Genomic DNA, 19,944 nt, shown 5'->3' on the forward strand with positions numbered 1-19,944 from the left:
TGATGACTGCAAATAGCGTCAGGCGGAGGCCTTGTCGATGTATTTCACCGCATCGCCAACAGTCAGGATGGTCTCGGCGGCGTCGTCCGGGATTTCGACACCGAACTCTTCTTCGAACGCCATGACAAGTTCGACCGTGTCGAGGCTGTCCGCGCCCAGATCATCGATGAAGCTCGCCTGCTCCGTCACCTTCTCGGCATCGACGCCAAGGTGCTCGATGACGATCTTCTTGACGCGCTCTGCGGTGTCACTCATTTGGGCATCCTCGTCTTTTGGTTGTCTGTCTTCGTTAGCGGGCAGAATGCCGCTAATCAAGCTGAAAGATGGTCCTGCCGGAAACGCAGCGGAACAGGACCGGTTTTTGCCCGAACCGCCGGGTTGCGGGCGGCATTACACGAAAAATCCCGTGCATCCAAGACGGAATGAAGCGTTTTCCCAAGTGTTAGATCATTGCCATGCCGCCATTCACATGAATGGTCTGGCCGGTGACGTAGGCTGCCTCGTTGGAAGCTAGGTAGGCGACGGCAGAGGCGACTTCGGCGCCCGTGCCCATGCGCCGGGTCGGGATCGCCGCCATGATCGCCTCTTTCTGCTTGTCGTTGAGCTTGGCGGTCATCGCCGATTCGATGAAGCCCGGGGCGACGCAGTTGACGGTGATATTGCGGGTGGCGATCTCCTGCGCCAGCGATTTGGAAAAGCCGATCATACCGGCTTTGGAGGCGCAGTAGTTGGTCTGGCCGGGATTGCCGGTGACGCCAACCACTGAAGTGATGTTGATGATGCGGCCATGGCGGCGCCGCATCATCGGATGGGTAAGCTCGCGGGTCAGCCGGAACACGGCGGTCAGGTTGACCTCGAGCACGCTATCCCAGTCGGCGTCAGCCATGCGTACGAACAACCCGTCCTTGGTGATGCCGGCATTGTTGACGAGGATGTCGACGCCTTCGAGGTCGGCCTCCGCCTTCTGGCCGAGCGCCTTGACGTCGTCGCGGTTGGAAAGATTGGCCGGGAAAAGCTTGACCCGGTCGCCCAGTTCGGCGGCCAGCGCCTCCAGTTTCTCGATACGTGTGCCATGCAGGCCGACGATAGCGCCCTGGCCGTGCAGCACGCGGGCGATCGCCTCGCCGATACCTCCCGATGCGCCGGTGACGAGCGCCTTGCGGCCGGTCAATTCGAACATTCTTGCCTCCTGATCTGAGCGAACACCCTTCGCATGGAGCGGGGTCAAATCGCCAGTTGATTATGCAAGCGCCGCCAGCGCCGCCTCGACATCCGCCGCGGATCCGATGGCAGTGGTGGCAATGTCGCGGTTGATGCGGCGGGCCAGCCCCGACAGCACCTTGCCGGCGCCCACTTCGTAAAGCGTCGCAACGCCGTTGCTGCCGAACCACTCCACCGTTTCGCGCCAGCGCACGCGCCCGATCACCTGTTCGACGAGTCGGCGGGCGATCTCGTCGGGATCGCTCGTCGGGGTCACCGTAACATTGGAGACCAGCGGCACGACCGGCGCACTCTTCGTCACGGCGGCCAGCGCCTCCCGCATGATCTCGGCCGCAGGCTTCATCAATGCCGAATGGAAGGGCGCTGAGACCTGCAGCATCAGCGCCCGCTTGGCGCCCTTCTCCGTGCATAGCCTCGCCGCCAGTTCGACCGCTGGCCTGGCGCCGGAGATCACCAGCTGGCCGCCGCCATTGTCATTGGCGATCTGGCAAACCAAGGCTTGTGCGGGATCTTTGGCGGCGCCCTGGGCGGCCTCTGCGCAAGCGGCTTCGACGTCGGCCTGTTCCAGCCCGATGATCGCCGCCATGGCGCCCTCGCCGGCCGGCACAGCCGCCTGCATGGCGTTGCCGCGGATGCGCAACAGCCGGGCGGCGTCGGCGACCGAAACGAAACCTGCGGCCGCAAGTGCCGAATATTCGCCGAGCGAGTGGCCGGCGACATAGGTGACCTTGCCGTTCAGGGAGAAGCCGCGCGCCTCCAGCGCCCGGATTGCGGCAAGCGACACCGCCATCAGCGCCGGCTGGGCGTTGGCGGTCAGCGTCAGCGTCTCTTCCGGGCCTTCCCAGATCAGCTTCGATAGGTTTTCGCCGAGCGCGTCGTCGACTTCCTCGAAGATCCGCCGCGATTCCACAAAGGTATCGGCGAGGTCCTTGCCCATGCCGACAGCCTGGCTGCCCTGCCCCGGAAAGGTGAATGCGATAGCCATCGGCGGCTCCCAGCTGCTGGTTCACGTTGCCTGTGACGCAAGGCGTGCGGCCAAGTCAAGTCCAACCTTGATCGCGTAATATCGGCCGAGTGCCTGTTTCGGCAGGCTTTTTGGCGATCACTCATGATGAAAACCGCTCACGATTTGTTTGCTGGCTCTTCTTATTTCCGCCACAGGCGCTAGGCTTTGCGTGACAGTTCGATGACAATCGAGTGACGCTTTTGTTGCGGGCCGGGGAACTATTGAAGTGGCAAAGACCAAGCAGAGCGCAGCCGAGGCGGCGCCCCAGTTTCTTGAAGGCGATCCGTCGACCGGCTATCTGCCGGCGCGCAAATGGCCTGTCATCCGCTATGGCCTTATCAGCTTGCTGGCTGCGGCCATCCTTGTGTTTGCCATCGAACTGATCGTGCGCGGCAACTTTGCCGGCACCATTGATTTCTTTCTGCAGCCTTTCAAACCCGGCTGGACCACGATCATCATTTTTGCGCTGATCCTCATCGGCCTCGACGCCGTGCTCGGCCGCAGTCATCAGAGCCTGATGATCGTCGCGCCGCTGACATTGTCGCTGGCGTTCGTCGGCCACCAGAAGTCGCTGTATCTCGGCGATCCGCTCTATCCGACCGATTTCCTCTATTCCCGGCAGATTGTGGCACTGATGCCGCTTCTGGTACGCGATCGCCCGGGAACCGCCATTGCCCTGGCGATCGGCATCGTCGGCGGGCTGTCGCTGCTCGTCTATGGCTGGCGGCTATGGCGCCGCCGCGTTCCGGCACTCAGCCACAAGGGCCGCCTTGCCCGGCTGACGCTGACGGTGCCGCTGATCGCCTTCTTCGTCTCCATCATGGACTATGCCACTTTCTCGTGGACACGCGACCGGCTGCAGATCATCCCGATCATGTGGGACCAGAAGGAAAACTATGCCTCGAACGGTTTTGCGCTCGCCTTCGCGCTGAACGTCCCGATGGCGCATGTCTCGGCGCCGCCCGGCTATTCCGGCAAGGCGATCGAAGCGATCGGCAAACCGCAGGTGACGGCTTCGGTACCCGCCGAGAAGCCCGACATCATCGTCGTCATGAGCGAATCCTTCTGGGATCCGACCAAGCTACCCGGCGTCACCATCACGCCCGACCCTATCCCCAATGTGCGGGCACTGCGCACGGGTTACATGTTCTCGCCCGAGTTCGGCGGCATGACGGCCAACATCGAGTTCGAGGCCCTGACCGGCTTTTCCAACGCCTTCCTACCGGCGGGCAGCATTCCCTACCAGCAATATGTGCGGACACCGACTCCCTCGCTGGCGACATTCCTGAAAAGTCAAGGCTACCGGGCGCGCGCTATCCATCCCGGCACTAACTGGTTCTGGAACCGGGGGGCCGTCTATGCCGATTTCGGCTTCAACGACTTCAAGTCCGAGGAGACGTTGCCGCCCATGCAGAAGCGCGGACCGCTCGCGTCGGACGCTGCGATGACCGACGAGATCATCCACGAAGCCGATACCAGCGCCGAGCCGGTCTTCTTTTTCGCCGTCAGCCTGCAGAACCACGGGCCGTATGAGCCGTATCGCTATAACAATCCGACCCACAAGGTGCAGGCGCCGATCAGCCAATGGGCGCGTGAATCGCTGTTGAGCTATGCCGAAGGCTCTTCCGACGCGGACCGCGGCCTCGAGCGGCTGATCGAATGGGCGAAGAAACGCGAGCGGCCGACCGTCATCGCGTTCTTCGGCGACCATCTGCCGCCACTTGGGCCGGTCTACGTCGAGACCGGCTTTCTGAAGGACAATGTTGCGCCGCGCAAGGAGGCGGCCGACCAGATGCTGCTGCACCACCAGACGCCGCTGATCGTCTGGTCGAATCGCAGCGGCCCGGCCGAGGATCTGGGCGCCGTCAGCCCGTCCTTCCTGCCCTACCATATCCTGAAGACAGCCGGCATCAGCCATCCCTATTACACCGGCTTCCTCGGACAGTTGCGAGAGCGCTACCGCGTTATCGACCGCAATTTGCTTTTGGCACCGGGGGGCGACGCCACCCCCGATTGGTCGCGTCAGAAAGAGATCGATCCGGCAATCCGCGACTTCCGTCTACTGCAATACGACATGATGTTCGGCAAGCGCCATGCGGCGCCCGATTTCTTCCCCGAAACCACAGGCAAAGTGGCTGCACACACGAGTTGAGCAGCGGCGGCGGGAGAGCGGCCGACGTCGTTCAGTTCGTCAAGTGCAGCTGCGAAATCGAGCTTCCGATTTTCAGGAAGACGCTTTCGAGCTGACTGACGTCGTTGGTCGGGTAATAATCCAACGGCGACGATGCGCAGGCCTCGTAAAGCTTGCGGTTGGCTGCGGTGTCGGCCTGCAGCAGCACTGTGAATATCTGCACGTCCTGCTTCTTCAATGTGTTGCATACATTGGTTGTCCAATCGTCGACATTGCGCGCAGCCGCGGTCTGGTCGCTGGATCCAAACCGACCCGAGGCCAGGAATCCGTAGGAGCCATAGTCCGACTTCTGTGGCGTATCCTTCGCGCCATAGACAACATTCTCGCCGTCGGTGAGCAGCAGCACCGTTTTGGTCGCGCCTGACGCCCTGAACGGCGCGCCGTCGCTGTAAGGCGGTTCCGGCGAGAGCACCCGCATCCCCCATGACAAGCCTTCCGAAACATTGGTCCCCGAGCCGTTCCATTCGATCATCTCACCGACGGCCTTCCGCAATTTGTCGAAATCATCGGTCAGCGGCACTATCGGCGTCGGACAGGCCCGGTTTGGGCCGATAGTCAGTGGGCCTCTCTTGTCGTTGATCAGCTTCATCGTCGAAACACTGTACTTCGCCATGTCGCTGGTGAGGCCGGGAAGCACGGTGACAACGGTATCGTCGAGATAGGAATTGTTGTAGCCGGTCGCTGAATTGCCGTAGGAGCTGGTTGGATTTTTAGCGTTACCTGGATCGTCCGGCGCGAAATAGGGTACGAACAGGGTGTCCGGTTTGTTTTGGTCGGGCGAAATGTCGGAAACATTGTTGGTTCCGGGCCGCGCTTCGACGCAGCCTCTCCATTCGACGCCCAATTGCTTGAACAGGTCCATATGGTTGACGCGCTTGCCGCCGACCAAGGGGAAATTGGCGCCATTGTTCGGCGATTTGCCGGCCATGTCGATCCAGGCCGGATCGTAGTCCTCGCCCTTGACGTTGACGGCGGTGACGAACGGCACCACCGCGACACGTACGCTGCGCGTCGGCGACTTCGCCGCTTCGAGCATATCGATCAGGGCCGTCGCCGCCGTCCGCAATGCGCCGATGCGATCGTTGCTGGCCATCGACCCGGTATTGTCGAGCACTAGCACGACTTCGAGCTGATTGGTCGATTCGACGGCGCCGGCATCGACGGTGATGCGCTTGTCGTTGCCGAACAGGAAGGCGAAGTTCAAATTGACGTCCGCCATGGCGACAGCCTTTGTCTGGATGTAATTGAGGCCCCTTTCCACGGTAAGCGTCGCTTCGGCGTTCCTCAACTCGCTGTGGCCGGCGACATTGGTCTGGAAGTAGCGGTCGAAGACGTCCTTGCGCGAAGCCTCGATGTCGCCGAGATGCGAAGATGCAAGGTTCGCGGGCATCGAGCGCGTTCTGCAAGCTGACCTTGGCCCTCATCAAGGTGGACACGTCCACAGCAAAGGCGACGGCGGTCAGAACCGCAGGCAGCCCGAACGCCAGCATCAGGGCAAAGTTGCCGCTCTTCGAACGGCAGAATTTGTCGAAAAGCATTTTTGTCCCCAAAACCGCCTTGCTGCCGACCTCGCGCAGACTGTTTGCTTTTGCATCGGCATGATGAACGACGGGTTGCCGCCACGCCCGCCGGTGCTGGAACTTCGCATGGTGGTTAAGGTCCGGTTTCAGGAAATCCGTAAGCCTTGCCATCGAGGCCCGTGGCGCTCTGGGACGGTAGGGCCGTTTGCCCTGTCGTTTGGCCTTGCTTTGCGGTCAAATTCCTGTATAGACGCCCGCAATCTGCCGGTCCTTGCTGGGGGCTGAACGGAGGGCCGGAGGTTTTTCGAAACCTTCGTGTGAAGCCAGAAGCGCTTCCGCCTCCCGTGTCTCCGCTCTCGACCGTCTCGTCATGCTCCTTTCTTCCCCGCCTTCGCAAGGATTGCGGGTCAGAGAAGTTGCAGAGGCTTTTGCCGCCGGGAACCGGGAGAGAAACGAAGAAAGGCACGAACACTATGGCTCTATACGAACATGTGTTTCTTGCCCGGCAGGACCTCTCGCAGCAGCAGGTCGATGCGCTTGTCGAACAGTACAAGGGCGTCATCACCGCGAATGGCGGGTCCGTCGGCCGGGTCGAGAACTGGGGACTGAAGTCCCTCACCTACCGGGTCAACAAGAACCGGAAGGCATATTATACACTCATGGACATCACCTGCCCGCCGGCCGCGCTCAATGAGATGGAGCGCCAGATGGGCCTGTCCGAGGACGTGCTGCGTTTCCTGACCACCAAGGTCGATGCGCATGAGGAAGGTCCGTCGGCAATGATGCAGAAGCGCGAAGAGCGCTCGGAACGCGGCGGCTTCGGCGACCGCGACCGTGGCGATCGTGGCCCGCGCTCATTCGGCGACCGCGATCGCGGTGACCGTGGTGATCGTCCGCCGCGCAGCTTCGGCGATGGCGGTGCCGATCGTGGCCCGCGCCGTCCGCGCGAAGGCTTTGAAGGAGCCGCAGAATAATGGTCGACATCAACCAGATCCCAACCCGGCGCCCCTTCCACCGTCGCCGCAAGACTTGCCCGTTCTCCGGCGCCAACGCGCCGAAGATCGACTACAAGGACGTGCGGCTTCTGCAGCGCTACATCTCCGAGCGCGGCAAGATCGTGCCATCGCGTATCACCGCCGTCAGCCAGAAGAAGCAGCGCGAACTCGCCAAGGCGATCAAGCGCGCCCGCTTCCTCGGCCTGCTGCCCTACGTGGTCCGCTAACACTGATTAGTTGACCATGATCTTATCCGAAAACCGGTTTCCACTTTTCGGGATCATGGTCTAGCCAGCGGGCGGTTCGCCGCCCGCTTTTTCACCGGCCACGACGGGCGTAGCCGGATCGAATACCAAATCCCGGGTTGGATTTCGACAAGAGATCCTAACTGCCGCGACAGGCAGGACAGCGACACAGGCGGCGACGCCCCAGCTTCCTGACCTGTTCCAGACAACTCGGCGCCGATCCTGAGGATAGCGCCCAAGCGAAGGAACAAAACCATGGAAGTCATTCTTCTCGAACGCGTTTCCCGCCTCGGCCAGATGGGCGATACCGTCAAGGTCAAGGACGGGTTCGCCCGCAATTTCCTGCTGCCGCAAGGCAAGGCGCTGCGCGCCAACGAAGCTAACAAGAAGAAGTTCGAGGGACAGCGGGCCCAACTCGAAGCCCGCAACCTGGAGCGCAAGTCCGAAGCCGCGCAGATTGCAGAAAAGCTCGACGGCAAGAGCTTCATCGCCGTGCGCTCGGCCGGCGAAACCGGTCAGCTTTATGGTTCGGTCTCGACGCGCGACATCGCCGAGCTGGTGACGGCGGAAGGTTTTTCGGTCAACCGCAACCAGATCCTGCTCAACCAGCCAATCAAGACCATCGGCGTCACCAATGTGGCGATCGCACTGCACCCGGAAGTCGAGGTTACCATCACGCTCAACATTGCCCGCACGGCCGACGAAGCCGAGCGCCAGGCCAAGGGCGAAACACTGACCACCGCCGAAGCCATCTACGGCGAGGACATCAACGATAATGCGCGGCCGGAAAACTTCTTCGATCCGAATGCGGAGTTCGAAGGCGGCGAAGACAACGGCTGATCGTCATTCGTCGGCATTCGCCGGCTAATCGCTATTCTGGACCAATGCCCGGGCCTCGTACCCGGGCATTTTTATGCCAAATGGAACTTTTCGAACCCCTATATCTTGATGCAGAATAGGACAGCATGTCTGGCCGAGAGGGGACAATTGGTCATGAATATTCTGCTGAAACGCGTTCTCGACCGCCTGGTCCGCATAGGCAATCTCAAGGTGACAGGGCCGCAAGGCTCGATGGTGACTTTCGGTGACGGCAGCGGCGAGCCGGTGCACATGCACATCAAGACAAGGCATGCCGAGCGCGCAATAACCTTCGATCCGATGCTGGCGGTGCCGGAAGCCTACATGGACGGTGAACTCGACATTCTCGAGGGCGGCGTGCTGGGGGTGATGCGAATTGCCTTCCAGAACATGGGCAGCGGCGGTATCGATGCCACCTGGTCGAAGGCGATCGAAGGTCTGCGCCACGCCTTCCGGCGCCTGCAGCAGATCAACACGGCGTCGCGGGCGCGCCGCAACGTGCAGCGCCATTACGATCTGTCGGGCGACCTCTACCGCCTCTTCCTCGATGAGGACATGCAATATTCCTGCGCCTATTTCGAGCAGCCGGATATGACGCTCGACGAGGCACAATCAGCCAAGAAGCGCCACATTGCCGCCAAGCTCAGGCTGAAGGCCGGCCAGACGGTTCTTGATATCGGCTCTGGCTGGGGTGGGCTTGGGCTCTATCTAGCCAAGGCGTTCGACGTCGACGTGCAAGGCGTGACGCTGTCGACCGAGCAGCACGGCGTCGCCACCGACCGCGCCCATGCGCAAGGCCTGCAAAACCGGGTGCATTTCGACATCAAGGACTATCGCGAGCTCAATGAGCGTTTCGACCGCATCGTCTCCGTCGGCATGTTCGAGCATGTCGGGGTCAATCATTTCCGCACCTTCTTCGACAAGTCGGCGACGCTGCTGAAGCCGGACGGCGTCATGCTGCTGCACACGATCGGCCGCTCCGGCGTGCCGTGGGCAACCAGCGCCTTCATCCGCAAGTACATCTTCCCGGGCGGCTACATCCCGTCGCTATCCGAAGTGATGCCGGCCATCGAAAAATCGGGGCTCGTCGTCACCGATATCGAGGTTCTGCGGCTGCATTATGCCGAGACACTGAAGCATTGGGGCGAGCGCTTCGCGGCCAACCGCGACAAGGCCAAGGCGATTTATGACGAGCGCTTCTGCCGCATGTGGGAGTTCTATCTTGCCGCCTCGGAAGCCGCCTTCCGCTGGCAGGATCTGGTGATCTTCCAGATTCAGATCGCCAAGAAGAACGATATGCTGCCGATGACGCGCGACTACATGGCCAGTTGCGAGAAGGCGCTGGAGATGCGCGATCTTGGACGTCGCGAAAAGGCTCCGGTGGCCAAGCCCACTCGCCGCCGCAAGGTGGCGGATCCGGAGTAGACTGCCGGCATCACGCCATTGCCGCTTGCCATTGCCGGCCGGCACGCTGAAAAGGGTCCCGTCAACGCGGGACCTTTTTTCATGACCTACCTGCTCTACGTCGCCGCCGCACTTGCCGAGATCGCCGGCTGCTTTTCGTTCTGGGCGTGGTGGCGGCTGGACAAGTCGCCGCTGTGGTTGGCGCCCGGTCTCGTCTCGCTCGTGCTATTCGCGTGGCTGCTGGCGCTGGTCGACACCAGCGCGGCGGGCCGGGCCTATGCCGCCTATGGCGGCATCTACATTGCCGCCTCGCTGGCCTGGTTGTGGCTGGCGGAAGGCGTGCACCCCGACCGCTGGGATCTTGCCGGTGCCGCGATCTGCATCGTTGGCGCCTCGGTCATTCTGCTCGCACCTCGGACTGCCTAAGCGATGGAACTGCCCATCCCGCTTAGACAAGGCGTCGACCGCCTTCTCGAACAGGTGCCGTTGCCGATGCTTAAGCAAGCGGCAAAGACGCTGTCGGACCGCTACCGCGCCGAGTTGCGCGACGGTCGCCTGCACATGGCCGAAGACATGGCGGTGAAGGCCTATCTGGCAACGCGGCTACCGGCGACCTATGCGGCCGTTCGCGCCAGCCTCGATGCGGTGGGCGAGTCTCGGCCCGACTATGCTCCGAAGACCTTGCTCGATGTCGGCGCCGGCCCTGGCACGGTGCTTTGGGCCACAATCAATCTCTGGCCCGATCTCGAACAGGCGGTGCTACTCGAGGCCGGCGCCGCGGTACGAAGGGTCGGCGAAGCACTTGCCGCGGATGCGATCACGGCCAGGACCGCCTGGCGGACCGGCGACATCACCATCGACCTGGTCGATCTGGAGCCGGCCGAGCTGGTGACTTCAGCCTATGTGCTGGATGAGATCGCGCCGGCATCGCTGGCAAAACTCGTCGACCGGCTCTGGCAGCTGACCGCAGACACGCTGCTGGTGGTCGAGCCGGGCACGCCGGCCGGCTGGCAGCGTATTCTTGCCGTGCGGCGGCAGCTGATCGAGGCGGGCGCGCACGTGCTTGCGCCCTGCCCGCATGAGGCGCCCTGTCCGCTCGTCGCCCCCGACTGGTGCCATTTCGCCCGCCGCGTCGCCCGCTCGCGCCTACACCGTCTGGCCAAGGATGCCGAGGTGCCGTGGGAGGACGAGAAATTCATCTTTGCCGCGGCCTCCCGCCATCCGGCCGCTCCGCCTCGAGCGCGAGTGATCGCACCGCCGAAGTCGGGCTCCGGCAAGGTCTTGCTGAAGCTTTGCGAACAGGATGGGGGTGCTGCCGAGCGACTGTTCACCAAGCGCGACGGCGAGACGTTCAAGGCCACGCGGCGACTGGATTGGGGTGATGCCTTGCCGGAATGACCGGCAGCTATTTTCCTGTTTTGTTCTCGCCTGAGAACGGCTAGGCTCGCCATCTTGATTCGAGTCAATCGAGATTCTTTCCACCGAAAGATCCTGGCTGTGAATCGCGGGCATCAAAGTTGGTTGGTTGGGGACTGATGCAGATAAGTCATCACCGACTTGTCTCGTTCTGATATCGAGAGACGGGGATCAGGACCGGGGACATCATGGCAGAGGCAGCACGAAAATTCGGCGTGGCGGAAACACCGCTCTATCGCGAGGCGCCGAACAATATCGAGGCCGAGCAGGCGCTGCTCGGCGCCATACTGGTCAACAACGATGCCTTCTATCGCGTCTCCGACTTCCTGAAGCCCGGCCATTTCTACGAGCCGCTGCATAGAAAGATCTTCGAGGTCGCGGCCGAGCTCATCCGCATGGGCAAGATCGCGACGCCGATCACGCTGAAGACCTTCCTGCCGGCCGACGAGAAGGTCGGCGACATGACGGTGGCGCAATATGTCGTGCGGTTGGCGGTCGAGGCCGTCACCGTCGTCAACGCCACCGACTATGGCCGCGCCATCTACGATCTGGCGACGCGGCGCGCGCTAATCACTGTCGGCGAGGACATGGTCAACATCGCCTATGACGCGCCGGTCGACATGTCGCCCTCCGACCAGATCGAGGATGCCGAGCGGCGCCTGTTCGAATTGGCCGAAACCGGCCGCTACGATGGCGGCTTCGAGAGCTTCACCGATGCCGTCAAGACCGCCGTCGACATGGCCAATGCGGCTTATATGCGCGACGGGCATTTGTCGGGCGTTGCTACCGGCTTGCGCGATCTCGACCGCCGCATGGGCGGCCTGCAGTCGTCCGACCTGATCATCATTGCCGGCCGCCCCGGCATGGGCAAGACCTCGCTCGCCACCAATATCGCCTTCAACATCGCCGAGGCCTATGTCCCGGCGCAGCAGGCGGACGGCTCGTTCAAGGCGGCCAATGGCGGCGTCGTCGGCTTCTTTTCGCTCGAAATGTCATCCGAACAGCTGGCCACCCGCATTATTTCCGAACAGACGGAAATCCCGTCGTCGAAAATCCGGCGCGGCGAGATCAGCGAGATGGATTTCGAAAAGCTGGTCGCCTGCTCGCAGACAATGCAGAAAATCCCGCTGTTCATCGACCAGACCGGCGGCATTTCCATCGCTCAGCTGTCGGCCCGCGCGCGTCGCCTGAAGCGCCAGCGCGGCCTCGACGTCATCGTTATCGACTATATCCAGCTGATGCAGGGATCGAGCGCGAAATCGTCGCAAAACCGCGTCCAGGAAATCACCGAGATCACCACCGGCCTCAAGGCACTAGCCAAGGAGCTGGCGGTGCCGATCATCGCGCTGTCGCAGCTGTCGCGCCAGGTCGAGAGCCGTGACGACAAGCGCCCGCAGCTTTCGGATCTGCGCGAATCGGGCTCCATCGAGCAGGACGCCGACGTAGTGCTGTTCGTCTACCGCGAGGAATATTATCTGAAGAACCGTGAGCCGAAGCCGGGCACCGACGAATACATCAAGTGGGAACACGAGATGAACGAGATGCGCGGCAAGGCCGAGGTAATCGTCGCCAAGCAGCGCCACGGCCCAACGGGATCGGTTAGCCTCGCCTTCCAGGGCGAGTTCACCCGCTTCTCGGACCTCGCCGAGGAGCATCATTTGCCGGATCGGTTCGAGTAGGCATTGTCGCGGAGCAGCCGATTGGACTTTAGCGATATCTACCAAAGGATAAAATTCGAAGAGTATGACATCTCCGAGGATGAACGCGCGCAACTCACTGAATATTTGAGATCTGCCGGGTCAATTTCTCGCACGGAATCGCACGCCGGTTTGCTGGTGTTCTGCTACTCGAGCGAACCGACGCCCGAGAACGTTGAATTGGTGAGGAAATTCCTTGCCAAGCATGTCGAAGACTATACGCGAAGCGCGGCAGTGACCGGCCTCTATCGGATTTGGAAGCTGGGAACGACTCGCGACATCGATGATCTTCTGGGCCTTTTGGCACTTTGGTCAGGGGACTCTCGGCAGAGTACGTCTGTCGCTGCGATCGGGTGTGCATTCCTTCTCATGCATCGGCTTCAGGACCGCCGCCTCTCGTTAGCGCTCAGGCGATTGTTCGAAACGCTGCATGAAGAAGTCAGGCGAGACAATGATTTGGCGGTAAATTTGTTCATCTATGCATGTTGGTCGGCATACGACAATTGGGCTCAGAGCAACGGCCAGCGCCGCACTCATTTCGATACAGTCGAAAATGCTTTGCCGATTTACTGGGATCGTTCCAAATACCTCTTGGAACCAATAAACTGATGGCCAAGTCCCGTATCCAGTTCATCTGTCAGAATTGCGGATCGGTGCATCAGCGCTGGGCCGGCAAATGCGATGCCTGCGGCGAGTGGAACACGCTGGTCGAGGAAGGCACGTCAGGCGGCATAGGTTCCGGCCCGGCCAATACGCGCAATGCACGCAAGGGCCGCGCGGTGGTGCTGACCAGCCTCTCCGGCGACATCGAGGACGCGCCGCGCATCGTCTCCGGCATCGGCGAACTCGACCGCGCCACCGGCGGCGGCTTCGTGCGCGGCTCGGCGCTGCTGGTCGGCGGCGATCCCGGCATCGGCAAGTCGACGCTGCTCACCCAGGCCGCGGCCGCGCTGGCGGCAAAGGGCCACCGCATCGTCTATGTCTCGGGCGAAGAGGCGGTCGCGCAGATCAGGCTGCGCGCCCAGCGGCTCGGCGTCGCCGACACCCCGGTCGAGCTCGCCGCCGAAACCAATGTCGAGGACATCCTCGCCACCATCGCCGATGGCAAGCGGCCGGATCTGGTCATTCTCGATTCGATCCAGACGCTGTGGACCGATATGGCCGATTCGGCGCCCGGCACGGTGACCCAGGTGCGTGCCGCCGCCCAGGCGATGATCCGCTACGCAAAATCCACAGGGGCAGCGATCGTTCTGGTCGGCCACGTCACCAAGGAGGGCCAGATCGCCGGCCCACGGGTTGTCGAGCACATGGTCGACGCGGTGCTCTATTTCGAGGGCGAAGGCGGCCACCACTACCGCATCCTGCGCACGGTCAAGAATCGCTTCGGGCCAACCGATGAGATCGGTGTCTTCGAAATGTCGGACAAGGGCTTGCGGGAAGTCGCCAACCCGTCCGAGCTTTTCCTCGGTGAGCGCCATGCGAAGTCGCCGGGTGCTGCGGTTTTCGCCGGCATGGAAGGCACACGGCCGGTGCTGGTCGAGATCCAGGCGCTGGTGGCGCCATCGACGCTGGGCACACCGCGCCGCGCCGTCGTCGGCTGGGACGGTGCCCGGCTGTCGATGATCCTGGCGGTTCTGGAAGCCCATTGCGGCGTCCGTTTCGGCACGCACGACGTCTATCTCAACGTTGCCGGCGGCTACCGCATTTCGGAGCCGGCGGCCGACCTGGCAGTGGCGGCGGCACTGGTTTCCTCGCTCACCGGTCTTGCCCTTCCCGCCGATTGCGTCTATTTCGGCGAAATCAGCCTTTCGGGTGCGGTGAGGCCGGTTGCGCATGCGCAGCAGCGCCTCAAGGAAGCCGAAAAGCTGGGTTTCGGACGCGCGGTTCTGCCCTTGGGCAGCGAGGAACTTGTTGGTGGTAATGGGGTCGGGGGGATCGGAGCCGGCGCTTTCCAGCCCACCGAGCTTGCCGATCTCGTGGCGCGCATAGCCGGCTCTCGGCGCAGCCGCGCCGACGAGCAAGAGTGATGCGGCTCGTCGAGTCGTGAAAAAGAGATCGGAGTGGGGCGAAAAACATGCCGATTACGCTGCTTGACGGAATTCTCGTCGGCTTCACCCTGGTCTCGGCGATGCTCGCAATGGTTCGCGGCTTTTCGCGCGAGATCCTGTCGATCATCTCCTGGGCAGCCGCCGCGGCCGCCGCCTTCTTCTTCTACAAGCCGGTGCTGCCTTACATTCAGCCCTATGTCGACAACGAAAAGGCCGCCATGGCGGCGGCCGCCGGTATCGTCTTCATTGTCGCGCTGATCGTCGTTTCGGTCATCACCATGAAGCTCGCCGACTGGATCATCGATTCCAGGATCGGCGCGCTCGATCGTACACTTGGCTTCCTCTATGGCGCGGCGCGCGGCATCCTGGTCGTCGCTGTCGCGCTGCTTTTCTTCAATTGGCTGGCCGGCGCCAAGGCTCCAGGCTGGATTGCCAACGCCAAGTCAAAGCCGTTGCTCGAATCGATCGGAGCCAAGCTCGAAAGCCTGCTGCCCGAGGATCCGGAAAACGCCATCCTCAACAAGCTCAATCCGAATCAGCCGGCCACCGAGACGCCTCTGGCCCCCGACGCGCCTGCAGCGGAAGCCCCTGCCGCCGGCGACGACGCCACTGCTCCGGCACCCGACGACAGCGATGCGCCGCCGGCCGACAATGCGCCCGCGACGCCGGCACCTGCAAACCCGGCGCCGGCAAACTGATTTCGACAGACTTGCGAGGCTCAAGACTGTCGATCATGTGAACGCCGCACGACGTGCGTTGCTTTCGATGCGCTATGACCTTATATGGCGACTTTAGCGGAGCTTGAGCCCCAATGGCAGCCTCAGTGGCAGACGCAGACGACGTGCTTTCCGCCGAAGCCGACGACCATTTCCACGACGAATGCGGCGTGTTCGGCATTTTCGGCCGGCAGGACGCCGCAGCCATCGTAACGCTCGGTCTGCATGCGTTGCAGCATCGAGGCCAGGAAGCGGCCGGCATCGTTTCCTATGACGGCACCCAATTCCATGTCGAACGCCATGTCGGCCTGATCGGCGACACCTTTACTAAGCAGCGTGTCATCGACAGCCTGCAGGGCAACCGTGCCATCGGCCACACACGCTATGCCACCACCGGCGGCGCCGGTCTGCGCAATATCCAGCCTTTCTTCGCCGAACTTGCCGATGGCGGCTTTGCCGTCGCCCATAACGGCAATCTCACCAACGCCATGACCGTTCAGCGCGCCCTGCAGAAGCAAGGCGCCATCTTCTCTTCCACCTCCGACACCGAAACGCTCCTGCACCTGGTTGCCACCAGCAAAGAGCGCGACCTGAATTCGCGCTTCATCGATGCGGTGCGCCAAGTCGAAGGCGCCTTCTCGCTGGTGGCGATGACGTCCAAGAAGATGATCGGGTGCCGCGACCCGCTCGGCATCCGCCCGCTGGTGCTCGGCGATCTCGACGGCGCCTGGATTCTCGCCTCCGAGACCTGCGCGCTCGATATTATCGGTGCGCGTTTCGTGCGCGACCTGAAGCCCGGCGAAATGGTCGTCGTCACCAGCAAGGGCATCGAAAGCCTGTTCCCGTTCGAGCCGCAGAAGACCCGCTTCTGCATCTTCGAATATGTCTATTTCGCGCGGCCGGATTCGTCGGTCGAAGGCCGCAACGTCTATGAAGTGCGCAAGCGCATCGGCGCCGAGCTGGCGCAGGAAAGTCCGGTCGAGGCCGACATCGTCGTGCCGGTGCCGGATTCGGGCACGCCGGCGGCGATCGGCTTTTCGCAGGCCGCGGGCATTCCGTTCGAGCTCGGCATCATCCGCAATCACTATGTTGGCCGCACCTTCATCCAGCCCGGCGATTCGATCCGCCACATGGGTGTCAAGCTCAAGCACAACGCCAACCGCCGCATGATCGAAGGCAAGCGCGTGGTGCTGGTGGACGATTCGATCGTGCGCGGCACCACCAGCCAGAAGATCGTCCAGATGGTGCGCGATGCCGGCGCCAAGGAAGTGCATATGCGCATCGCTTCGCCGCCGACGCGCGCCTCCTGCTTTTACGGCGTCGACACACCGGAAAAGTCGAAGCTGCTGGCGTCGCGCATGTCGGTGGAGGAGATGGCCGAGTTCATCCGCGTCGATTCGCTCGGCTTCCTGTCGATCGACGGGCTCTACCGCGCCGTCGGCGAGGCCGGCCGCGACAACGAGCAGCCGCAATTCTGCGACGCCTGCTTCACCGGCCAGTATCCGACCCGGCTTGCCGACTTCGAAGGCTCCGACAATGTGCGCACGCTGTCGCTGTTAGCGGCCGGCGGGTCTTAGCAGACGCTGCTTCAATGCTGAAGCTGTTCTGGCTGGATTTTGAAGCAGGACGCCGCCACGGTTTTCCGATGGGCGTCGGCATCACCGCAGAAGACGAAACGGATGCGGTAGATCTCGCCAAAACACGGTTGTTTGCCAGCGGAAAATTTCCAACCGCCTACAGGATCGAGATCATCCCGATCTGGACACCCTGGACCAGAACCATGTCAGGCCGAATATCGGCCATTACCTGCGTCGGGGAATCTGGTTTCCGACCGGTTATGATAGTAGCTGGTCTCCGTAACCTTTGATCTTCAGAGTGACCTCATGATTTCTGCCCTTGACTTCTCCGGCCGCGTCGCGGTCGTCACCGGCGCCTCGCGCGGTATCGGCTATTTCATCGCCAGGGAGCTTGCCGCGGCCGGTGCGCATGTGATTGCGGTTGCTCGCACCGTCGGCGGGTTGGAAGAACTCGACGACCAGATCAAGGCAGGTGGCGGACAGGCGACGCTGGTACCGCTCGATCTTGCCGACATGGCGGGGATCGACCGGCTGGGCGGCGCCATCCACGAGCGCTGGGGCAAGCTCGACATACTGGTCGCCAACGCCGCTGTGCTCGGCGTCATCGCCCCGATCGGCCATGTCGAGGCCAAGACCTTCGAGAAGGTGATGACCATCAACGTCACCGCAACATGGCGGCTGATCCGCTCGGTCGACCCGCTGCTCAGGCTTTCCGATGCCGGCCGTGCTATCGTGCTGAGCTCCAGCCTTGCCCACTCCGCACGCGCCTTCTGGGCGCCTTATGCGGCGTCGAAGGCGGCGGTCGAGGCCATGACGCGTTCATGGGCGCATGAGACCGAAAACCTGCCGCTCAGGGTCAATGCCGCCGATCCCGGGGCAACGCGCACCGCGATGCGGGCGCAGGCCGTACCCGGCGAGGATCCTGAAACACTGCCGCACCCTTCGGAGATCGCCAAGCGTATCGTGCCGCTGGCCAGCCCTACGCTCAAGGAGACCGGGCTGATCTTCCAGGCCAAGCACAATCGCTTTGTCGCCTATCGGCAGCCGGAGTAGCCACACATCGCATTTTGCCGGAAGAATTGCGCCGGCACCACCGTTGTTCGGGTGCCACAATTCGAGAAACGGAGGACCATATGCGGAGACTGCTTCTCTTGACTGCCACCGCGCTGCTTGCAGTGATCGGCGCCGCGTCGTCGCAGGAAGCAACGATGAGCTTTTTCGTCACCAGCGTCGGCTCCGGCAAAGGCGCCGATCTCGGCGGTCTCGACGGCGCCGACGCCCATTGTAGTTCACTGGCCGAAGCCGCGGGCGTTACCGGCAAGACATGGCGCGCCTATCTCTCGACCAGCGATACCGATGCACGCGACCGTATCGGCAAAGGCCCGTGGTTCAACGCCAAGGGCGGCAAGATCGCCGATGATGTCGCTTCCCTGCATAGCGATGCCAACGCCATCACCAAACAGACGGCACTCGACGAAAAGGGCCAAATGGTCAACGGCCGCGGCGACACGCCCAACCGGCACGACGTGTTGACCGGCTCCAAGCCGGATGGCACGAAAATAGCCGACCAGACCTGCGGCGACTGGACGCTGAGCGGAGCAGAAGGTGTGGCGATGATGGGTCATCACGATCGTACCGGCCTCGATGATTCGGCAGCCGCCAAATCGTGGAATTCCTCGCATGCGTCACGCGGTGGCTGCAGCCAGGAAGCGCTGAAGGGCACCGGCGGCGACGGCCTGTTCTATTGTTTTGCGGTGAACTGAACCAAAACGACCCGACATCACGTGGCTGTGATGCCGTGGCTTAACGCCGCGCTTTGGCCCAGCTTTCGCCGCTGGGCCGGAGTTGCTAGGATCGTGCGACTCCCAAAACAAGCAGAGCGAGGAAATACTCATGGCGGCACCGAGCGTAGCGTTAGTCTGGTATCTGGTGATCGCCGGCCCGCAAGGCGGCATGGTCGTGCTGCCCAGCACATTCGACACCCGCGAACAGTGCGCCTTCGCCATAACCGAATACCAGAAGCAACCGACGCCGGCCGGCTGGTCGGTGCAGTGCGTGCCGAGCGCCTCGCCCTTCGCCGACGAGGGCGACGCCGAGGAGCCGTCGGCGCAGTAGGACAGCGTGATCTCCCCCCTTGAGGGGGAGATGGCCGACAGGCCAGAGGGGGGTTGGTCCGACCGGGCTCGGCCTGCTGCAGCGGTTGGCGCTTCACGCGAGACAACCCCCCTCTCGCCATCGGCGACATCTCCCCCTCAAAGGGGGGAGATCGTCAGCGTCGCGCGCTTACCGTCAGCTCCGGCTTCTGGCTGATGGTCTGGAACACGACGCAGTAGCGCTCGGTCAGCTTGAGCAGCGCATCGATGCGCTCCTGGGGCTCGTCGGTGTCGAGGCCAAATGTCAGCCGGATGGCGCGGAAGCCGACCGGCGCATCCTTTGCCACGCCAAGCGTGCCGCGAAAGTCTAGGTCGCCTTCGGCTTCCACCGTGGCGGCCCCAAGCTTGAATTCCAGCGCCGTCGCTACAGCCTTCAGCGTGACGCCGGCGCAAGCCACCAGTGCCTCCAGCAGCATGTCGCCGGAGCAGAGTTCGAGCCCGGTGCCGCCGGTCGCCGGATGCAGCCCGGCAATGGCGATCGCCCTGCCTGTCTCGACCTTGCAGGCGATCGATTGGCCGTCGATCGAGCCTTTGGCGCGGAGAGTAATCAGCGCGCGCGAGGCGTCGTCGCGATAGGCCACCTTCAGCGGCGCCTGCATGGCCTTCAATGCAATCGCGTCCATTTCGTTTCTCTCCCATAGTTGCCTGGCTTCGCTGCCTAACGGCGATGCCGCCTGCCCAAACGCAAGTCTCCACTGGCGTAGCGCTTGGCAGGGTTTCGCCCGTATAGTCTAACGATACGGCGAGCATCCAACGCCTTCACACCGTCTCTCGCAACACATTCGTAAGGCCGCCGGACATATGGCCGACATCGCCATCGTGGAAACCCGCGAACGGGTTCTTGCCGGAATCCTGTTCACCGGGGCTGCCTACTTGCTGTTTTCGATGCAGGACGCC

At 62.4% G+C, this 19,944-nt stretch carries 22 protein-coding genes; 17 read left to right on the forward strand and 5 right to left on the reverse strand.

Features of this window, described 5'->3' with window-relative positions; all coding sequences use genetic code 11:
* Window positions 1-18 precede the first annotated feature (18 nt).
* From NKI17_RS08835 to fabD, 3 genes are all read right to left on the reverse strand, one after another.
* Window positions 19-255: an acyl carrier protein gene (locus tag NKI17_RS08835; RefSeq protein WP_127851501.1), complete on the reverse strand. Its 237-nt coding sequence runs from the start codon at window positions 253-255 to the stop codon at window positions 19-21.
* Window positions 256-442: 187 nt separating this feature from the next.
* Window positions 443-1,180, reverse strand: coding sequence for a 3-oxoacyl-[acyl-carrier-protein] reductase (gene fabG / locus NKI17_RS08840; protein WP_352453223.1), 738 nt, complete (start codon window positions 1,178-1,180; stop codon window positions 443-445).
* 60 nt (window positions 1,181-1,240) lie between these two features.
* Window positions 1,241-2,206 carry an ACP S-malonyltransferase gene (gene fabD, locus NKI17_RS08845; protein ID WP_352454401.1) on the reverse strand — a complete coding sequence of 322 codons (966 nt, stop codon included), beginning with the start codon at window positions 2,204-2,206 and terminating at the stop codon, window positions 1,241-1,243.
* Between the two features lie 247 nt (window positions 2,207-2,453).
* Between fabD and NKI17_RS08850 the strand changes: the two genes are divergently transcribed.
* Window positions 2,454-4,379 (forward strand): LTA synthase family protein, encoded by a 1,926-nt coding sequence (locus NKI17_RS08850; protein ID WP_023677707.1) that lies wholly within the window; start codon window positions 2,454-2,456, stop codon window positions 4,377-4,379.
* Window positions 4,380-5,134: 755 nt separating this feature from the next.
* On the opposite strand, the gene NKI17_RS08855 is transcribed toward NKI17_RS08850, so the two are convergent.
* A complete protein-coding gene (locus NKI17_RS08855; RefSeq protein ID WP_352905869.1) occupies window positions 5,135-5,908 on the reverse strand; it encodes a Tad domain-containing protein in 774 nt (257 codons plus the stop codon).
* On the opposite strand from NKI17_RS08855, the gene NKI17_RS08860 reads away from it, so the two are divergent.
* The 16 genes from NKI17_RS08860 to NKI17_RS08935 all read left to right on the forward strand — a co-directional run bounded on the left by NKI17_RS08860 (window position 5,832) and on the right by NKI17_RS08935 (window position 19,009).
* Window positions 5,832-6,020, forward strand: a complete 189-nt coding sequence (locus NKI17_RS08860; protein ID WP_352905706.1) for a hypothetical protein — start codon at window positions 5,832-5,834, stop codon at window positions 6,018-6,020. The two genes, NKI17_RS08855 and NKI17_RS08860, sit on opposite strands and share 77 nt — an antisense overlap.
* Window positions 6,021-6,411: 391 nt before the next feature.
* Window positions 6,412-6,912, forward strand: coding sequence for a 30S ribosomal protein S6 (rpsF, locus tag NKI17_RS08865; protein WP_352795732.1), 501 nt, complete (start codon window positions 6,412-6,414; stop codon window positions 6,910-6,912).
* Window positions 6,912-7,160, forward strand: a complete 249-nt coding sequence (gene rpsR, locus NKI17_RS08870) for a 30S ribosomal protein S18 (protein WP_006203718.1) — start codon at window positions 6,912-6,914, stop codon at window positions 7,158-7,160. The genes rpsF and rpsR overlap by 1 nt, the downstream gene beginning before the upstream one ends.
* A 273-nt stretch (window positions 7,161-7,433) precedes the next feature.
* On the forward strand, window positions 7,434-8,018 hold the full coding sequence (rplI, locus tag NKI17_RS08875; protein WP_254820243.1) for a 50S ribosomal protein L9: 585 nt from the start codon (window positions 7,434-7,436) through the stop codon (window positions 8,016-8,018).
* A gap of 153 nt (window positions 8,019-8,171) precedes the next feature.
* Window positions 8,172-9,461 (forward strand): cyclopropane fatty acid synthase, encoded by a 1,290-nt coding sequence (locus tag NKI17_RS08880; RefSeq protein WP_352905707.1) that lies wholly within the window; start codon window positions 8,172-8,174, stop codon window positions 9,459-9,461.
* An 81-nt stretch (window positions 9,462-9,542) separates the two neighbouring features.
* Window positions 9,543-9,866, forward strand: coding sequence for a YnfA family protein (locus tag NKI17_RS08885; protein ID WP_352467171.1), 324 nt, complete (start codon window positions 9,543-9,545; stop codon window positions 9,864-9,866).
* 3 nt (window positions 9,867-9,869) lie between these two features.
* Entirely contained in the window at window positions 9,870-10,838 is a 969-nt protein-coding gene (locus NKI17_RS08890; RefSeq protein WP_352905708.1) for a small ribosomal subunit Rsm22 family protein, read from the forward strand.
* A gap of 206 nt (window positions 10,839-11,044) precedes the next feature.
* Window positions 11,045-12,535, forward strand: a complete 1,491-nt coding sequence (locus tag NKI17_RS08895; RefSeq protein WP_023677714.1) for a replicative DNA helicase — start codon at window positions 11,045-11,047, stop codon at window positions 12,533-12,535.
* Between the two features lie 21 nt (window positions 12,536-12,556).
* Window positions 12,557-13,162, forward strand: a complete 606-nt coding sequence (locus NKI17_RS08900; protein WP_023677715.1) for a hypothetical protein — start codon at window positions 12,557-12,559, stop codon at window positions 13,160-13,162.
* On the forward strand, window positions 13,162-14,580 hold the full coding sequence (gene radA / locus NKI17_RS08905) for a DNA repair protein RadA (RefSeq protein ID WP_352453216.1): 1,419 nt from the start codon (window positions 13,162-13,164) through the stop codon (window positions 14,578-14,580). The genes NKI17_RS08900 and radA overlap by 1 nt, the downstream gene beginning before the upstream one ends.
* 47 nt (window positions 14,581-14,627) lie before the next feature.
* Entirely contained in the window at window positions 14,628-15,299 is a 672-nt protein-coding gene (locus NKI17_RS08910; RefSeq protein ID WP_023677716.1) for a CvpA family protein, read from the forward strand.
* A gap of 125 nt (window positions 15,300-15,424) precedes the next feature.
* Window positions 15,425-16,894, forward strand: a complete 1,470-nt coding sequence (gene purF, locus NKI17_RS08915; protein ID WP_023677717.1) for an amidophosphoribosyltransferase — start codon at window positions 15,425-15,427, stop codon at window positions 16,892-16,894.
* Between the two features lie 14 nt (window positions 16,895-16,908).
* Window positions 16,909-17,184, forward strand: a complete 276-nt coding sequence (locus NKI17_RS08920; RefSeq protein WP_352905709.1) for a hypothetical protein — start codon at window positions 16,909-16,911, stop codon at window positions 17,182-17,184.
* A gap of 16 nt (window positions 17,185-17,200) precedes the next feature.
* On the forward strand, window positions 17,201-17,947 hold the full coding sequence (locus NKI17_RS08925; RefSeq protein ID WP_352905710.1) for an SDR family NAD(P)-dependent oxidoreductase: 747 nt from the start codon (window positions 17,201-17,203) through the stop codon (window positions 17,945-17,947).
* A gap of 80 nt (window positions 17,948-18,027) precedes the next feature.
* Window positions 18,028-18,657 carry a hypothetical protein gene (locus tag NKI17_RS08930; protein ID WP_352637888.1) on the forward strand — a complete coding sequence of 210 codons (630 nt, stop codon included), beginning with the start codon at window positions 18,028-18,030 and terminating at the stop codon, window positions 18,655-18,657.
* A 130-nt stretch (window positions 18,658-18,787) separates the two neighbouring features.
* Window positions 18,788-19,009 carry a hypothetical protein gene (locus tag NKI17_RS08935; protein WP_254820234.1) on the forward strand — a complete coding sequence of 74 codons (222 nt, stop codon included), beginning with the start codon at window positions 18,788-18,790 and terminating at the stop codon, window positions 19,007-19,009.
* A gap of 154 nt (window positions 19,010-19,163) precedes the next feature.
* On the opposite strand, the gene NKI17_RS08940 is transcribed toward NKI17_RS08935, so the two are convergent.
* The gene (locus tag NKI17_RS08940) at window positions 19,164-19,670 is read right to left on the reverse strand and encodes an OsmC family protein (protein ID WP_352905711.1); all 507 of its coding nucleotides are present in this window, start codon (window positions 19,668-19,670) and stop codon (window positions 19,164-19,166) included.
* Window positions 19,671-19,944 lie beyond the last annotated feature (274 nt).

This window comes from Mesorhizobium sp. M0816 (genome assembly GCF_040320005.1).
In the GTDB taxonomy this organism is placed as follows: domain Bacteria; phylum Pseudomonadota; class Alphaproteobacteria; order Rhizobiales; family Rhizobiaceae; genus Mesorhizobium.

Bases quoted from the DNA above. Each gene is read 5' to 3' on its own strand.
- NKI17_RS08835 (WP_127851501.1), bottom strand. From the start codon at position 255: ATGAGTGACACCGCAGAGCGCGTCAAGAAGATCGTCATCGAGCACCTT.
- fabG (WP_352453223.1), bottom strand. From the start codon at position 1,180: ATGTTCGAATTGACCGGCCGCAAGGCGCTCGTCACCGGCGCATCGGGA.
- fabD (WP_352454401.1), bottom strand. From the start codon at position 2,206: ATGGCTATCGCATTCACCTTTCCGGGGCAGGGCAGCCAGGCTGTCGGC.
- NKI17_RS08855 (WP_352905869.1), bottom strand. From the start codon at position 5,908: ATGCTGGCGTTCGGGCTGCCTGCGGTTCTGACCGCCGTCGCCTTTGCT.
- rpsF (WP_352795732.1), top strand. From the start codon at position 6,412: ATGGCTCTATACGAACATGTGTTTCTTGCCCGGCAGGACCTCTCGCAG.
- rpsR (WP_006203718.1), top strand. From the start codon at position 6,912: ATGGTCGACATCAACCAGATCCCAACCCGGCGCCCCTTCCACCGTCGC.
- rplI (WP_254820243.1), top strand. From the start codon at position 7,434: ATGGAAGTCATTCTTCTCGAACGCGTTTCCCGCCTCGGCCAGATGGGC.
- NKI17_RS08880 (WP_352905707.1), top strand. From the start codon at position 8,172: ATGAATATTCTGCTGAAACGCGTTCTCGACCGCCTGGTCCGCATAGGC.
- NKI17_RS08885 (WP_352467171.1), top strand. From the start codon at position 9,543: ATGACCTACCTGCTCTACGTCGCCGCCGCACTTGCCGAGATCGCCGGC.
- NKI17_RS08890 (WP_352905708.1), top strand. From the start codon at position 9,870: ATGGAACTGCCCATCCCGCTTAGACAAGGCGTCGACCGCCTTCTCGAA.
- NKI17_RS08895 (WP_023677714.1), top strand. From the start codon at position 11,045: ATGGCAGAGGCAGCACGAAAATTCGGCGTGGCGGAAACACCGCTCTAT.
- radA (WP_352453216.1), top strand. From the start codon at position 13,162: ATGGCCAAGTCCCGTATCCAGTTCATCTGTCAGAATTGCGGATCGGTG.
- NKI17_RS08910 (WP_023677716.1), top strand. From the start codon at position 14,628: ATGCCGATTACGCTGCTTGACGGAATTCTCGTCGGCTTCACCCTGGTC.
- NKI17_RS08920 (WP_352905709.1), top strand. From the start codon at position 16,909: ATGCTGAAGCTGTTCTGGCTGGATTTTGAAGCAGGACGCCGCCACGGT.
- NKI17_RS08925 (WP_352905710.1), top strand. From the start codon at position 17,201: ATGATTTCTGCCCTTGACTTCTCCGGCCGCGTCGCGGTCGTCACCGGC.
- NKI17_RS08930 (WP_352637888.1), top strand. From the start codon at position 18,028: ATGCGGAGACTGCTTCTCTTGACTGCCACCGCGCTGCTTGCAGTGATC.
- NKI17_RS08935 (WP_254820234.1), top strand. From the start codon at position 18,788: ATGGCGGCACCGAGCGTAGCGTTAGTCTGGTATCTGGTGATCGCCGGC.
- NKI17_RS08940 (WP_352905711.1), bottom strand. From the start codon at position 19,670: ATGGACGCGATTGCATTGAAGGCCATGCAGGCGCCGCTGAAGGTGGCC.